Below are 15,951 nucleotides of genomic sequence, written 5' to 3'. Positions count from 1 at the left end.
CATGGTGTCCCGTTCGACTTGCATGTCTTATCCACGCCGCCAGCGTTCGTTCTGAGCCAGAATCAAACTCTCCAAAAATTATTGGTGCTGACTTATTAAATAAGCCAGCCAAATTGACTGCGTCTGTTTAAACCACAGACGCCTGCGCTTCTTTTCGCGCAGCGCACAATTTAGCCTTCTGTTTTCAAGCAACGAAACTCGGTTTTACCCTCGCTTCACTGCTTCTGTGTTTTCTAAAAGATCGTTTCTGATTCCAGTCAATTCGAGCCGCTTTTCGCTTCTCAAACCTTCTTTTCTCAGCCCGCGTTTTTCGCTGCGGGTCAGGAGAGTAGTACAGCTCTAAGACCCTGCAACTACATTATGCATCTTTTTGCACTTTTTTCGCGTCTCCTTCGCATTTCGGTGGTTTTTGACCCTCAATTCCATTCGAAGGCTGCTGTTTCCACCTCATCACCATGATGTCTCCGAAGGCGAAAGTGCATCACGAATTTACATCCCTGTTCGAGGGTCGCTTATCTCGAATGGTATATCATGGTATCTGATCATTCCATACTCGGACTGATGATTGAGGACGCCCGCTTTTGGACAAAAGTTCTGCCGTTGCACATGTCTGACCGGCAGGCGGGCCAGACATGCGCTCTTCCCATAGCCTACCGGCTGCCTCGTGAGCCCGTTCAGCCTCTTCGCTGAAGGATGTACGATCCTCAAAACCACCCACTCCGAAGGGTTGCCCCCCGGACTTTAGGGGGAAACCTGACGAGCTGCCTCAATAGAGGGGCAAAAAAGTGGTGTCATTCGTGCTAGGCTTGCTATTTCGTTGGCTTGCTACCCATTAAAATGAACACCACCCACACCTTCACCACCGGCTCCGGAGCTCCCGGCAAGTATCATTCCCTTCCTGCACTGGAGGCAGCCGGCATCGGCAAAGTCTCGCGTCTGCCAGTTTCCATCCGCATCGTGCTGGAGTCCCTGCTGCGCAATCTGGATGGCAAGAAGGTTACGGAAGCCGATGTCAAAAACCTCGCGAACTGGAATGCGAAGGCCCCTGGTGAATATGAGATTCCCTTCACCGTCGCCCGCATCGTGCTGCAGGACTTCACGGGTGTGCCTCTTCTCGTCGATCTGGCCACCATGCGTTCGAAGGTGAAAGAACTGGGCAAGAACCCCAAGATGGTCGAGCCGCTCGTGCCGGTGGATCTCGTCGTGGACCACAGCGTGCAGGTGGACTTCGCGGGCACGCAGGCAGCGCTGGATCAAAACCTCGCGCTGGAATTTGAGCGCAACAAGGAGCGCTATCAGTTCCTCAAGTGGGGCGAGCAGGCCTTCAATACCTTCAAGGTGGTGCCTCCGGGCATCGGCATCGTGCACCAGGTGAACCTTGAGTACCTCGCCAAGGGCGTGCTGGAGAAGGACGGTGTCTATTATCCCGACTCCCTTGTCGGCACGGACTCTCACACCACCATGATCAACGGCCTTGGCGTCGTTGGCTGGGGCGTTGGCGGCATCGAAGCTGAAGCAGGCATGCTCGGCCAGCCGGTGACCTTCCTCGTTCCCGAAGTCGTCGGTGTCTATCTCACGGGCGCACTGAAAGAAGGCGTCACCGCCACGGATCTCGTGCTCGAAGTCACGCAGAAGCTGCGCAAGCTGGGCGTCGTGGGCAAGTTCGTCGAGTTCTACGGCCCGGGCGCTGTCAGCCTGCCCGTCACGGACCGCGCCACCATCGCCAACATGGCTCCTGAATACGGTGCCACCATGGGCTTCTTCGGTGTGGACGAGGAAACCATCGCCTACCTGCGCGGCACCGGCCGCAGCGAGGAGCTTTGCACCACCGTCACGAACTACTACAAGGCCCAGGGCATGTGGGGCATCCCGACTGCGAAGGGTGCGCTTGAGTTCACCACCGAAATGGAGATGGACCTTAGCACCGTCGTCCCCTGCGTCTCAGGCCCAAAACGTCCGCAGGATCGCATTGAAGTGCCGGCTTTGAAATCCAAGTTCAATGCCCTGCTGGGCGCCGATGTGAAAGCCGGCGGCTTTGGCAAGGCCGCCACCTCTCAGGTGGTCGAACATCTCGGCGCCGCCAAGGCGGACGGCATCGACGTCACCGGTGCGGCTGCCGGTGTGGATGTGGTTTCAGACAAGACCGCCTACGAAGTCACCGTCGACTCCAAAGGCGGCATCAAGGACAGCATCACTGATGGTAGCGTGCTCATCGCGGCCATCACCAGCTGCACCAACACCAGCAATCCGAGCGTGATGCTCGCCGCCGGTCTCCTCGCCAAGAAGGCGAACGCCAAGGGCCTCACCGTGAAGCCTTCGGTCAAAACCAGCCTCGGCCCAGGCAGCCGCGTGGTGACGGATTACCTCAACAAAACCGGCCTTCAGGTCGAGCTGGACAAGCTCGGCTTCCAGACCGTCGGCTACGGCTGCACCACTTGCATTGGCAACTCCGGCCCTCTTGACGCCGGGATTGAAGACGTCGTGAAAGGCCAGGATGTCGTGGCCGCCAGCGTGCTCTCCGGCAACCGCAACTTCGAAGCCCGCGTGCATCAGAGCATCAAGGCCAACTTCCTCATGAGCCCCCCGCTCGTGGTCGCTTACGCGATCGCTGGCACGGTCGATATCGACCTCAGCAAGGACGAGCTCATCGCCGGCAGCGGCGTGTATCTGAAGGACATCTGGCCCACCCTCAGCGAGGTGCGGGACGCCATGCAGTCCGCCCTTTCTCCGGACGTCTTCCGCAAGCTCTACACCGACTTCGCTTCGCAGAATCCGAAGTGGAACGAGATCCAGGGCAGCGTGGGCGACGTGTTTGAGTGGGACCCCAAGTCCACCTACATCCAGCATCCGCCGTTCTTCTCTGACTTCAGCATGACCCCCGGAGACATCACCGAGATCAAGGGCGCACGCCCGCTCGGCATCTTCGGCGATTCCGTCACCACGGACCACATCAGCCCTGCGGGTGCGATCAAGAAGGCCAGCCCCGCCGGTCGCTTCCTGCTGGAACACGGTGTGACCCAGGCCGACTTCAACAGCTACGGCAGCCGTCGTGGCAATGACCTCGTCATGACCCGCGGCACCTTTGCCAACGTGCGCATCAAGAACCTCATGCTCGGTGGCAAGGAAGGTGGCGACACCCTCCTGCAGCCTGCAGGCACGGAGATGAGCATCTACGACGCTGCGGAGGCCTACAAGGCTGCTGGTACGCCGACGATCGTCATCGGTGCGGAAGACTACGGCATGGGCTCCAGCCGCGACTGGGCCGCCAAAGGAACGCGTCTGCTCGGCGTCAAAGCCGTCATCACCAAGTCCTTTGAGCGTATCCACCGCAGCAACCTCGTCGGCATGGGCGTCCTGCCCTGCAACTTCAAGGACAAGGCTGACTACGACAAGGTGAAGGACCTCAGCGATGCCACCTTCGACCTCCTGGGCCTGAGCAACGACTTCAAGCCCATGAGCGAAGCCACCCTCCGCGTCCACAAGGCCGACGGCAGCAGCTTCGACGTCCCGGTCATCGTCCGTATCGACACCCCTGTCGAGATCGACTATTACCGTGCCGGTGGCATCCTGCCGTATGTGCTTGCGCAGATCCTGCGTGCGAATGCGTAACGTGTAGAGCGAACCCACTCCGCGCCCCAGATGACCTTTAGGTCTCTGGGGCGTTTTTTTATACCCCAGTGCAGGTAGGGAGGCTTGTCCTCAAGCCTCCGCCGAGCATCCCTTCCCGCTTCACTTCGCCCCTGTCTTTCTGGCCTCGCCCTTCCCCGCCACCAGCTCCTCCACCTTCCGCGCCTCCTCCTCCACAATGCGCAGAAACGCATCCCGCAGCGCGGAGGGGAAGTCCTCATCGTAAACCGCGCAGAGGCTGTAGTGCAGTCCTGCATCAATCACCAGCAGCGGCGCGCAGCCAGGTGTTCCCGTGCGCTCGGCGATCTTCGGGATCAGCGCCACGCCTTCGCCCGCGGCGACCATCGTCACCAGGTTTTCCGCGTTGGAGGCCGCACTGCCAAACTGGGGCAGGAACCCCACGCTGCGGCAGATTTCCCGCGACCACACGCGCTGGGCATCGCTGCCATACATCAGGATGTGCAGAAAGGTCTCGTCCTCCAGCTCCCGCAGCCGCACCGTGCCGCGCCTGGCCAGCGGATGATGCTCAGACACCAGCACAATCAGCGGGCTGCGCAGGATCTCCCGCACCGTCAGCCGTTTTGCAGCCGAAAGGCTGGCAAAGATCCCCGGCACAAATCCGATGTGCACACGTCCCGCGGCGATCTGCGCCAGCTGGTCTGAGGGACCCGTCTCCTGCACGCTGATCCGCGCCTTGGGCAGCGCCGCATGCAGGCGCGTGAGGCAGGCCGGTAGAAAGCTGATGGTCAGCGGCCCCATGGAGCCCACGCGCAGCTCTCCGGTGGCGCCTGACGCCGCCTCTTTGGCACGCGCCACCGCCTTCTCCGCCCGCGCCAGAACGGCCCGTGCTTCTTTCAAAAACACCGCTCCCGCGTCCGTCAGCGCCACGCGGTTCCGGTTTCGCTCCAGCAACTCCAGCCCCAGCTCATTTTCCAAGTCCCGAATCTGCGTGCTCAGCGAAGGCTGGGCGAGGCGCAAACGCGTGGCCGCACGGCTGAAACTCAAGGCTTCCGCCACGGCAACGAAGTAGCGCAAATGACGCAGTTCCATTCCGTCACCTTATAGCTTTTGGCTATAACGCGCAAAGGAAACAAGTCATGTTCGGCGTCCCTCAGGGAGCGGAAGATGGAGTCGAAATCAACACCTCAGAACGCCATGAGCACTCTCGCACTCGCCCCCAAAACCCGCATGCCCGAAATCGAGCTCGACGAACCGCCGCCACGTCAAAAGGCAGCCGCGAGGCCGAAACGCACGATGAGTCCCCGCACCAAAGTTCTGTTTTTTGGCATCCCGGCACTCGCGCTGGCCGCCTGTGCCTTGAGTTCCTGGCTCGCCTATGCCGCCAAGTTTGAAGAAACCGATAACGCCTTCATCGAGGCAGACGTCCATCCCGTCAGCAGCCGCATCGCCGGAGATGTGCTCGAAGTCCTTGTGGATGACAACCAGATCGTCGCCAAAGGCCAGCCGCTGGCCAAGCTCGACCCCCGCGACTACGAGATGAAGCTCGCCTTTGCCAAAACAGCCCTGGAACAGGCCGCAGCGCAGATTCCCCAGGCGGAGGCAGCCCTGGCGCGTGCCGAAGCCGCTGGTCGTGAATCCGCCGCCAAGGTGAACGTCACCGTCGCCCAGCTTGAAAAAGCCAGGCTCGACTTCGACCGCGCTGAAAAGCTCTACACCAACGAAGGCCGCGCCATTTCCCGGCAGGATCTCGACACCGCCAAAGCCGCCTTCGATTCCGCCACCGCGAATCACACCGCCGCCATTGCCTCCCAGCAAGCCGCAGTTGCGGGTGTGCGCGCCGCGGAAGCAGATCTTGCCGTCGCCAAAGCAGGGCGCGATCACGCCCAGGCAGGTGTGAACGACGCCGAACTTCAGCTTTCCTACACCGTGCTGCGCGCACCGGATGCCGGCCGCGTCGGCAAACGCACCCTGCAGACAGGGCAGCATGTGCAGCCCGGTCAGGCCCTGCTTGCGGTCGTCTCCCAGGACAACTGGGTGGTGGCCAACTTCAAAGAAAACCAGCTCTCTCACATGCGTGCAGGCCAGCCGGTGGAAATCCAGATCGACGCCATCCACGGCCAGCGCTTTACGGGCCGTGTGGACAGCTTCTCGCCTGGCACTGGCGCCAAATTCACCCTGCTTCCTCCAGACAACGCCACGGGCAACTTCACCAAGATCGTCCAGCGCCTGCCGGTGAAAATCCTGCTCGATGAATCCGAGGCCCAGGCCTTCGCCAGCCAGATCTCCCCCGGCCTGTCAGTGATCGCGACCGTGCGTGTGAAACTTTGAGCCAAAATCTCTTCTTCCTACCGCCATGACACGCAGCCACACATTCTCCGCCCCGCTGGCCGAAGCCGTTCCGGCCTCGCGTGAAAGTTTCCGCAACTGGGTCGCCGTGCTCGGCTCGCTGCTCGGCGCCTTCATGGCGGTGCTGGACATCCAGATCTCCAACTCCTCGCTGCAAAACATCACCGGCGGCATCGGTGCCACACTGGATGAAGGCTCCTGGGTGTCGCTCTCCTACCTGGTGCCAGAAATTGTTGTCATCCCGCTTTGCGGCTGGCTGGCGCAGGTCTTCGGCATGCGCCGCTATCTCATCTGGAACAGCACTCTCTTTCTCGTCTTCTCCATCTGCTGCGGCTTTGCCTGGAACCTGCCCAGCATGATCGCCTTCCGCGCGCTGCAGGGCTTCACCGGCGGCGCCCTCATCCCCATGGCTTCCACCATGGTCCTGCTCAAGCTCCCTGCGTCCAAGCAGCCCGTCGGCTTTGCCCTCTTCGGCCTCAGCGCCATGTTTGCCCCGGCGATTGGCCCCACCGTCGGCGGCTGGATCACGGAGCACTATTCATGGCCCTGGATCTTCTACATCAATCTGGTGCCCGGCATCCTGCTCGTATCCGCCATCGCCTGGGGCCTCGATGACGCGCCCATGCGCCTCTCCATGCTGAAGCAGGGCGACTGGGCGGGCATTCTCTTCATGGCCCTCGGCCTCGGCTCCCTCACCGTCTTTCTTGAGGAAGGCACGCGTGAAGACTGGTTCGGCTCCGAGTTCATCACCTGGCTCGCCATCATCGCCGTCATCACCCTGCCCGTGTTTGTGCTCATCGCGCTGCGGCGCAAAAAGATCACTCCTGTGGTGAATCTCCGTCTCTTTGCCCGCCGGAATTTTTTCTTCGGCAGTCTGGTCAATCTCGTCCTGGGCCTCTGCCTCTACGGCTTCATGTATCTGCTGCCCGTGTACCTCACGCAGATCCAGGGCTACAACGCACTGGAGATCGGTACCACGATGATGTGGGTGGGGCTGCCGCAGCTCGTGGTCATGCCCTTCATGCCCACGCTGATGAAATGGTTCGACAAGCGCGCCATAGTCGCCTTCGGCCTCGCCATGTTTGGCCTCAGCGCCGTGCTCATGAGCAGCATGACGTCCGACACCGCGCACGATCAGCTCGTGCTTCCGCAGATCATTCGCGCCATCGGTCTTACCTGCATCATTGTTCCGCTTTCACTCATCACCACAGGCGGCATTGAGGCGCAGAACGCCGCCAGCGCCTCCGGCCTCTTCAACATGCTGCGCAACCTCGGCGGCTCCGTCGGCATCGCACTGCTGTCCGCACTGCTCACCCAGCGTGAGCACTTCCACTCCCATCACCTTGGCGAAGCCGTCAGCCTCTACAATCCCCTCACCCGCGACCGCCTCGCCACTCTCACGCAGACTCTGATTTCCCAAGGCATCGACGCCGTCGGCGCGCAAGAACGCGCGCTTCATCTGCTCGATGCCACCGTGCGCAAGCAGGCCTTCATTCTCGCCTACAACGACTGCTTCCATGTCGCCGGCCTTCTCCTGTTTTCCATGATCCCGCTGATCTTCCTGTGCACGAAAACCACCGGCGCAGCAGCAGGCGGCGCGCATTAAACCACGGGCAAAGAGTCAGGCGAGCGGACCTGCTGATGTGCAACTCTGATAGGGAGTGCGGTCGCGCAGGGAGGAACGACCGGAGCTACCGCTTTCGAGCGTCTCGTGATCTCCGCAGGCCAGTCAGCAGACGCGAACCCAACGCGTTGAATGATGTTCGCCAGCTATCGGACATTCGCCTGCAATCCGGCCCACGAAAGCGGTAGCTGCGCTCACCCCTGCGGGGCAGCCTTCGGCTGTCTATCTCCGCTTCGCTACGATTCCAAATAATCTCTGCGCTTCCTCATGAGCAAACACCACGTGCAAACGGCCGCTGAGCGCTTCTCTACCCGCCGTTCACCACCATGCCACGCAGCGCGCTCGAAGACATCATCGGCTGCAGCAATGCCAGTCCCGCGCGCAGCTGCGCGGGGGTGGTTTTGGCGGGATTGTTCACGATGAGCACATCCGTGGCCAGGGGGGCAAGGGGAGCCACGTTGGCAAAACTGTTCAAGAGAGGTGATGCGTCGAGAATGATCCAGTCCACCTCTGTCTTCGCGCGCTCGATCCAGGTGCGGTAGCCATCCAGAAGTTCGTTCGTGGCGTGGGCCGGCAGGTCGCAGCCCGGCAGCAGGAAGAGATTGCTGTGGCCATAGCGCAAAGCTTCCAAGTTGTTTGCATAGGCACCGCAGCCCTGAAGGGCCCGGGGGAACCACTGGTGCAGCGTGGGAGAGGATGGATTGCACTCCATCATGAACACACGGCGGCCCTGATGGCAGAAGGCGGCGGCCAGGGCGGAGGACACCAGTGTCTTGCCTTCGCCCGTACCTGCGCTGGTGATCAAGATCACGCCCGCGGTGCTGCCGCGGTTCATCGCCTGTCTTTCAAGAGTGCTGGTGAGCTGATGCAGCGCGCTGGATGCTCCAATGGGTTCCGGCTTGAGCAGTTCCGAAAGCATCCCCTCAGGAGTGGTGCCATGCACGTAGGGCAATCGTGCCAGGATGGTCGCTTCACCACTGGCAGGCTTCATCACAGGAAGCGGGCGGGTCTGCGCGCGCGCCTGCACGTGCGCCTGTGGCACAGGCTGTGTCTGCGGCTGGGGCGGTGCCTGGAACGACTGCTGGTAGACAGGACGCGAAGGTGGCGCCAGAGGCAGAGACGCCGCCGCAGGCGCGGCAATGCTGAAGGGCGAAGCCGCCGGCGGAACGGCCTGAGGCTGCTGCACCGGAAAACCATAACCAAAAGGGGTGTGCTGGGTGAGGTCCTGCATTCCTGGTTTCTCAGCCTTGGGGCTGAAAAGCTTCCTCACATGGTCGTCAAAAATGCCCCAGGCAACCGGCAGGCCGATGAGCGAAAGGCCAAACATCAGGATAGCTGCAACGGCGGCGATGGGCTTGCTGGGCTTCACGGGTTTTTCCGGCGCCATCGCCACATCCGCCACACGCAGCATTCCGCTGTTGCGGAACTGTCCGGTGATCACGGCCTGGCTGCGCTTCGACTCCAGTTTTTCGTACAAGTCGCGTTCGATCCGCACCTTCTCCCGCAGCTCATTGTGCTGCACGTTTTTGCCGTTCACATCCATCGCGGCGCCCCGGGCTTCATCAAGCTGCCGATGGTAGTCGGTGATCTGCCGCTGCTGCGACTCGACCTCCGCCTGGATCATGGAAACGACAGAGCTCACTGCACGGTCAAGGGATGCCCGGAGCGACTGGATCTCATTCGCCAGGCCGATCATGCGCGGATGCCGGCGGCCGCAGGTGGCTTCCAGCGGCGCCCGTTCGGCGATCTTTGCATCAAGCTGCTTGCGGATGAAGCTCACGTCGGCGTTGTCGGCAAAAATCCTCAGCTCCGTCAGTTCACGACCCGCCTTCTGGGCAGCGAGCAGATCATTGAGATCGCTCTTCGCCTTGGTGAGTTTCAAATCAGCCTCGGTGATCGCCGCATTGAGCTGGCGCACCTTGTCGCTTGAAACGTCCTTTGAGTCGAGGTCTTCGGTGAGGCCCTCCTTTTTGCGGTAGTCGGTCAGTCTTTGTTCCGACTCGTGCAAACGCTTCAGCTGCTCCTGGGACTGAGCCTCGAGGAACGTGGCGGCATCCGAGCTGAGCTGGCTTTCCTGTTCTGCGACGTAGCTGGTGTATTCCTTGATGTATTGGTTTGCCAGATCGGCCGCTGTCTGCGGATCACGGTCGCGGATCTGCACGCGCAGCACGTGCGACTCTTTGACCGGCTCCACGCGCACATTGGCGATCATCAGGTTGATGAAGCGCTCGCGCGGTTCCCCCGGCTTGCCCGGCTTGTAAAGCCCGACCAGCTTGAGCAACTCATCCTTGCGTCCGAGCGAATGCAGCTCGCGCTCCAGCAGCGCGTCCCGCTGCTGAGCTGTGAAATGATCATAGAAATAGCTCAGGTACCGCCGGGAGAGCATCTCCGTCCGGTGGTTGTTCAGCAGCTGCACGGAGCTGAGCTCTCCAGGTCCGCGGGAGGACACGCCAGCGATGTCCACCATGCTGCCGTCCTGAATACGCAGCAGCATCTGCGACTCCGCCTCATAGATTTTTGCCCCCATGCCAAGGAAGTAGAACGTCAGCGCCGCCAGCATGAGGCCCAGCACTGCGCCACGCAGCCAGCGCTTGCGGATGTAGCCGATGACGTCCACCACGCTGATGAGAGACTGCACCTCAAAATCCTGCGGATTGATCGGCGGTAAGAAGGCGCGCGGATCAAACACCGGCGACATGCCCGGGTGGGCAGGCACGGTCATGGACGGTGCCACGGGAGTCAGGCCACGCGCGGAGGCCGGCGCGAGGGCAAGCATGGCCCCAAAACCGTCCGGAGGAGGGACGTTTGAAGGCTGAATGCTGTAGGAAATGGCCATGGCGATGATTATTCGGCGGGGCAATGAGCCGCCTCAGGTCCCTGCGGAGATGTACCGGACTCTTCGGTCGTCCGCCGGCTGGGGAGCAGGCGGCGCATGGCGCGCAGGGTGCGAAAGACCGTGGCGCGCCAGCTTGTCGGGCTGAAAGCTTCGAGATCGAGCAGCCACCTGGCCCCGTCAGCCCACTGGCGTTTGTATTCGTAGTCGCTGGGCAGCATGTCGTACACCCGCAGGCCGCGCTGCATGGAGCAGTCAATGGCCCAGCGCATGACGAGCTTGCCGGGAGAAATCTTGGAAAGCGACTGCTCCCAGCCGGTCTGGTATTGGAAAAACTCGTCGCGCTCCATAAAGCCGTACAAGATGGCGATCACTTTGCCATCAGCTTCGAGCACCGGCATCCATGCGCGCTGCTGCGGCACCCAAATTTCCGCCAGGCGCTGATGAAAACGCCAGGAGGCGTCTGTGGTGAAGCTGCTTATGCCCGAAGGCCACTGCATGGCATGGAGCACGCGCAGCTCCTTCATGGCTTCAGCAAGGGTGACGCGCTCTCCCGCCAGCGTGGCAGTGCCTGCATGCTCGGTCGTGAACGCCCGGCGGCGGCGGCGCAGCACGTTGCGCCATTTGGAATTGTGGCGCGCCTCGTATTCTTCCCACGAGCGCGGAAGGTTGATGAAGCGGCAGGTCTGGCGGTTCAGAATACCGGCGCGCGAGTAGGCCGCCGTGAGCGCTTCGAGAATAAGCTGCGTGTTGGGTGACTCCTCCGGGAGATGATTGAGCCGCACGTTGTCGCATTCCTTTCGCAGCATTTTGAACACACGGCAGAGCTGTGGCGTGAGCTCCTTCTCCTGCCCTGCGGGGACAATGAGATCCAGCCTTTCGCCATGCGCCTCCCCAAATCCCGCCAGCCAGGTCAGCGTCACAAGATGTTTGCGAGCCGGATCCGACTCCCGGGCAAGCATGAGCGGGGCAATGGCATGCGGCACGCCTTCGGCATCACGCAGCACCGCGATGGCGAGCCGCGCCTCCTGGCGGCACTCATCCCACCACAGGCGCATCCAGTCCCAGCGCAGGAAGGGAGATCGCGTGTGCATCTGACCGACGAGCACATCCCAGAAAGGCTGCAGTGCGTGAAACCCCGCCACATCACGAATGATTTCCAGGGTCAGGCCCCCTCTTCGCGCCGCCGGAACAGCAGCGGACGGGCTTGTGCGTGTGGTTGTTTTAGGACTGAGCAAAGTTGTGGTCATCGTAGGCCTCCTCCCAAGGGCGCGGCGGTTTGTTTGCGATTGTGCACAGATTCAATCAATGCGCCCAGCTCCTGCCGCGCATTCATAAGCGCCGCGCTGTTGTCATCCCAGTCGCCAAAGCCCCGGGCAAAGGTGACGGTGAGACGACGTGCGTCATCCTCTAGACCCAGCTGGCGGGCCAGCATGAGGTAATCATAATCCTCCACGGACTCCCGCAGCCATTTCAGACGCATGGACGCGACCGGCGCATGGCGGCCCTGGCGTTTCTCGGTGGCTGGATAGATGAACGAGCCATCGCCATTGTATACCGCGCCATCGGACGCTTTGAAGGTGCCTGCCTCCGTCCAGACATCCACACCTTCTGCGGCATAAATGGTATCCCAGTAATCGAAACCGGTGATGCCATGCCGTGGGAAAAGCCAGCCAACGATGCGATGGGTCATCGGCGGGTAATCGATCGCCCACACTGGAGGGTAGCTGCAGGTGAGCTGAGCCGGCCTGCCGTGCTGCTGCTCCCAGGCCTCCGGCATCTGGACCAGCGCCGCGTAAGTCCATACTTCTTCGCCCGCCTGCCTGCGTGCCGCAATGTCATGGCCGCCGCCGGCCCACTCCATGTCCTTCCACACTTCGCTGAAGTGAGGTCCCCAGATGTCCACCGCGCCGTGCAGCGAACCCCAGGCTTTCTTTTCTGGCGCCGGCTGCTCGGTGACGTGCAGAGGCACACGCACACCATGCTTTTTTTCCACCTCGTTGAAAAATTCGCCCCAGCGGCGCACGGTGGCGTAGGCTGCCGCATCATTGGGTTCATCGAGATCTCCCATGATGACGTAGCCACGGGACTCGCAGTGGATTTTTCCCAGCAGCTTCATCCATTGCGCGACATAGTTCATCGCGGCTTCGCGGTCGCGGCCCAGCGGATCCTGAAACGGCCACTTGGGCCAGATCGGCAGGCCAATGCTGTTGCAATGCCGGTGCAGCAGGTGCTTTCTCAGCGCGCGCTCCGCCTTGTCTTCATCAAGCCGGCCCGTGCTGGCGTCGGGATAACTGCCGTAGATTTGATCCACGCTGAGACGATGCTCTGCGAGCAGGTCATAGTACGCATTGAGCAGGCTGGCATGCGCGAGCGAGGGCCCTTTGTCGTTGTATTCAAGACCATGCACCTGGGCGACGTGCCGCATGGTGGTCATGATGGAGGTGCGGAGACTGGGAACGACAGGCAGATCGAAATCCCACACCTTGAGCGTGTAGCTGGCGGTGACAGCCGTGCCCCCGGGCATCTGAAGCCGCACCTCACCCGTGTAGGCACCCGGTGCCGCGGTGTACGGCACGAAGACATCCACCCAGAAAGGCTGGTTTACCACAGCGCTGCCGCTGAAATCCTGCCCTGCCATGTCGAGCGGAACGAGCGCGTCGGGATAATCACCCGGAGGGAGCGGTGCCCTGGGTGTGGAGGTGGAGACGCGGACGTAATGCTCACGCAACACCGTGGGTGCTGGCAGCAAGACTTCTGAATCATGCCTGGCGATCGCTGTGGCAACGACCTGGAGCGACTTGAGCAGTTCGGGGGTGGCGCTGACGATGATTTGAAACGGTTCCCATTCGCCACGCGCGGCATAAAGCGTGTGCGTCGCCGCCGAGGGTGCCGCGCCATGACGCGAAACACGCGTCATGCCGTCGCAAAACGACACCTGCACCGGAGCGGCGGCAGCGGGTGTCATCAGAGCAAGAAGCACCCAAGCCTTCACGACCCCACCTCCACAAGTTGTGCGTAGGTTTCGGCATACTGACGCGCCGCGTGGGCGATGGTAAAACGATCGAGCACCCGCTGGCGCGATTCCCTGGCGGTTTCCTCGCGCGCCGTGGCGCCCATTTGCAGCGTCTTTTCCCAAGCTTGGGCCAGTGCCGCTGGATCACGCACCGGCACGACGGTGCCCAGGCCTTCCAGCAAACGGGCGCAATCACCCACATCCGTGGTCACACACGGAACTCCGCATGACATCGCCTCGATCACCGTCATCGGGCAGGCTTCGGTGCGTGAGGAGAGAGAGAAAACACTCAGGGCCGGGTACAAGCGCCATGGGTCTGCGCGGAATGAGTCAAACCGCACCTGCTGCCGCTGTGGCAGCTGCGCCAGCAGCCCACGCTCTTCCTCCGTCATTTCGACTTCCACACCGCCGCAAAACACGAAGTGAGCCGCAGGAACGCGGGCCTGCAAAAGGGCCGCTGCGCGCAGGAAAGTCGGCAGGTCCTTCATCTCGTGAAAACGACCGACATAGCCGATGACCGGCACATTCGGCGGCAGTTTGAGTTCCGCGCGGGTGTCGAATCCAGCATCGATGTCAGGAACGAACCGCCCGGCATTGATGCCATTGGGGATCCAGCGCATCCTGGCGCGTGGATAGCCGATGCCCGCATGGTCTTCGATGGCTGTGGCAGAGCACGAGATGATGCGCTTTGGAATGAAGCGGGAGCTCAGTGAGAGCGCACGGCGGAAGAAGGCCATCTTGCGGTCGCTGTCACCGGGATTGCGGTGGATTTCACGGCAGTGGATGCTCCAGACCACGTTCCGCGTTCCGGCGAGCTTTGCCGCCCAGCCGCCCACAAGATCAGCGTGGTGAGTCCAGGTTTGCACGATGGCGGGGCGTTCTGCACGGATCACCGCACGCAGTCTGGCGAGCGTGCGCGGATTGAGATAGGCGGTGCTTTCGAGATCGTGCACATCCACCCCGGCCTCATGCAGCCGCTTGAGCTGAGGGATCCACGGTTTGGCGTTGATGGCCACGACGACGCTGCGGAACTGCGCTGGATCAAGCGATTCAGCCAGGTTCATGAGCATGGCTTCTGCTCCACCACCCCCGATGCTGTAGGAGAAATGCAGCACCACCGGCCGCTTGTCGAGCGCAGGTGCCGGCAGGGACCTGGCCGTCTCAAAGGCACGCGCGGGCTGCCGGATGGGCAGCTGCAAGGTGTCACTCGTGTTCAGCGTGATCGTCCTCATATCATCGACATCGCTTTCAGGCAGCTCTGCCGCCAGTCTTTGAGGGTTTCAAACGCACCGGAAACGGTGGCCTCCGCCTCCCACACAGATGCAGGACTCCCGTAGCGGGGCAGCTGGTACATGGAGACGTTGTCATGAATGCGACCACTGATCGTGGTGCAGGCGGCTTTAAAACCCGCCTCGCGCACCAGCATGAGGGTCTCGCGGGTGAAATCGTCACTGCCGCCATTAGGGTAGGCAAACGCCGTGGGCAGCTCGCCGATTTCCGCGTGAATCCGCTCACGGCAGGTGGCAATCTCGGCCCGCATGGAGAGCGAGTCGCAGCGTGCCAGAATGGGATGTGTATGGGTGTGCCCGCCGATGTCCACATGGCCGCTCAGGGACATCTCGCATGCCATCTCCCACGACATCGGGCGCATGGATTTGGGCAATGTTTGAAAATCGGACGGATCCACCTCCAGCGCTTCCTCCAACCGGTCCACCTCGCTCAGCAGATCAATATCTGGCAGCTCCTTGAGTTCTGGGAGCAGCCGCATCAGCGACTGCTGGCGCAGTTCATAGGTGCCCAGATAGAGGCGCAGGTTCTTTCCATTGATCCTCCAGTCGAGAAGTTCCTTTTTCGTGCGACCCAGCGCGAGATCGACGCGCTGAAACCAAAACATTTCCACGCCATCAAGGAAGCCTGTGGTCACAAAGATGGTCGCGTGCAGGTCAAACTCCCGCAGGATCGGGTAGGCGAGTTCATAATTGGACGCGTAGCCATCATCAAAGGTGAGAACCACGGCGTTGTCCGGCAGACGGGTGCCCTGGGTGCGTGCCTCGATCAGCGATGCGAGCGAGACCACATGGTATTCCTTGGCGAGCATGGAGCAGATGCTGCGAAACACCTCCACGGGCAGGTGCAGTGAATAGTCGAGGATGCCGCTGTCCCCTGCCCCATCGCTCAGGCCATGAAACGTCAGAATGGAAGCCTCAGCACTACGACGCGTCCGTGCGTAAGACACCAGCCCGCTACCCACGAGGGCGGCGGCTTTGATGGAGCGCGGGTGGAATGCGAGCGGCATAATCAAAGGGTTAAAGGAAGACTTAGGGCGCAGGCCGATAACGGTCGGAACTGATGGATGTTATGATTATTCTGGCATTACGGCAGATCACCACACTTTAGGTGCCGATTTATTAACTTCAATGGAATAATCATAAATACTGTAACATTCTTACCTTTTCCTTACCTTTGACCTTTGCGGCTTAAAAACAGCAAGGCCGGAGGGCATCCCCTCCGGCCTTGATGACAGTGAAATGGGTGAAGGACGAG

9 protein-coding genes and 1 rRNA gene are annotated in these 15,951 nt (G+C 61.2%); 3 read left to right on the top strand and 7 right to left on the bottom strand.

Annotated features, from left to right (window positions below):
- Positions 1–78, bottom strand: a 16S ribosomal RNA gene (locus tag ACILSO_RS27975); the annotation flags it as partial.
- 759 nt (positions 79–837) lie between these two features.
- Between ACILSO_RS27975 and acnA the strand changes: the two genes are divergently transcribed.
- Complete coding sequence (gene acnA, locus ACILSO_RS27970) at positions 838–3,609, top strand: aconitate hydratase AcnA (protein WP_395740788.1); 2,772 nt, start codon at positions 838–840, stop codon at positions 3,607–3,609.
- A 120-nt stretch (positions 3,610–3,729) separates the two neighbouring features.
- Here acnA and ACILSO_RS27965 read toward each other — a convergent pair whose 3' ends face one another.
- A complete protein-coding gene (locus tag ACILSO_RS27965) occupies positions 3,730–4,677 on the bottom strand; it encodes a LysR substrate-binding domain-containing protein (protein ID WP_395740787.1) in 948 nt (315 codons plus the stop codon).
- A 105-nt stretch (positions 4,678–4,782) separates the two neighbouring features.
- Here ACILSO_RS27965 and ACILSO_RS27960 point away from each other — a divergent pair, with 105 nt between their 5' ends.
- Both ACILSO_RS27960 and ACILSO_RS27955 read left to right on the top strand, forming a co-directional pair.
- Positions 4,783–5,916: an HlyD family secretion protein gene (locus tag ACILSO_RS27960; RefSeq protein WP_395740786.1), complete on the top strand. Its 1,134-nt coding sequence runs from the start codon at positions 4,783–4,785 to the stop codon at positions 5,914–5,916.
- 25 nt (positions 5,917–5,941) lie between these two features.
- Positions 5,942–7,540, top strand: coding sequence for a DHA2 family efflux MFS transporter permease subunit (locus tag ACILSO_RS27955; protein ID WP_395740785.1), 1,599 nt, complete (start codon positions 5,942–5,944; stop codon positions 7,538–7,540).
- A 325-nt stretch (positions 7,541–7,865) separates the two neighbouring features.
- Here the strand turns inward: ACILSO_RS27955 and ACILSO_RS27950 are convergent, their stop codons facing one another.
- The 5 genes from ACILSO_RS27950 to ACILSO_RS27930 are packed head-to-tail and all read right to left on the bottom strand — an operon-like array spanning position 7,866 to position 15,703.
- Entirely contained in the window at positions 7,866–10,394 is a 2,529-nt protein-coding gene (locus ACILSO_RS27950) for an exopolysaccharide transport family protein (RefSeq protein WP_395740784.1), read from the bottom strand.
- An 8-nt stretch (positions 10,395–10,402) separates the two neighbouring features.
- Positions 10,403–11,641 (bottom strand): GNAT family N-acetyltransferase, encoded by a 1,239-nt coding sequence (locus ACILSO_RS27945; RefSeq protein ID WP_395740783.1) that lies wholly within the window; start codon positions 11,639–11,641, stop codon positions 10,403–10,405.
- On the bottom strand, positions 11,638–13,359 hold the full coding sequence (locus ACILSO_RS27940) for a glycoside hydrolase domain-containing protein (protein WP_395740782.1): 1,722 nt from the start codon (positions 13,357–13,359) through the stop codon (positions 11,638–11,640). The genes ACILSO_RS27945 and ACILSO_RS27940 overlap by 4 nt, the downstream gene beginning before the upstream one ends.
- A 23-nt stretch (positions 13,360–13,382) precedes the next feature.
- Positions 13,383–14,639: a glycosyltransferase gene (locus ACILSO_RS27935; protein ID WP_395740781.1), complete on the bottom strand. Its 1,257-nt coding sequence runs from the start codon at positions 14,637–14,639 to the stop codon at positions 13,383–13,385.
- Entirely contained in the window at positions 14,636–15,703 is a 1,068-nt protein-coding gene (locus ACILSO_RS27930) for a polysaccharide deacetylase family protein (protein WP_395740780.1), read from the bottom strand. The genes ACILSO_RS27935 and ACILSO_RS27930 overlap by 4 nt, the downstream gene beginning before the upstream one ends.
- Between the last annotated feature and the right edge of the window lie 248 nt (positions 15,704–15,951).

The sequence above is a fragment of the Prosthecobacter sp. genome, from assembly GCF_044226605.1.
Lineage (GTDB): Bacteria > Verrucomicrobiota > Verrucomicrobiia > Verrucomicrobiales > Verrucomicrobiaceae > Prosthecobacter.
This window is presented reverse-complemented; position numbering and strand designations above follow the sequence as displayed.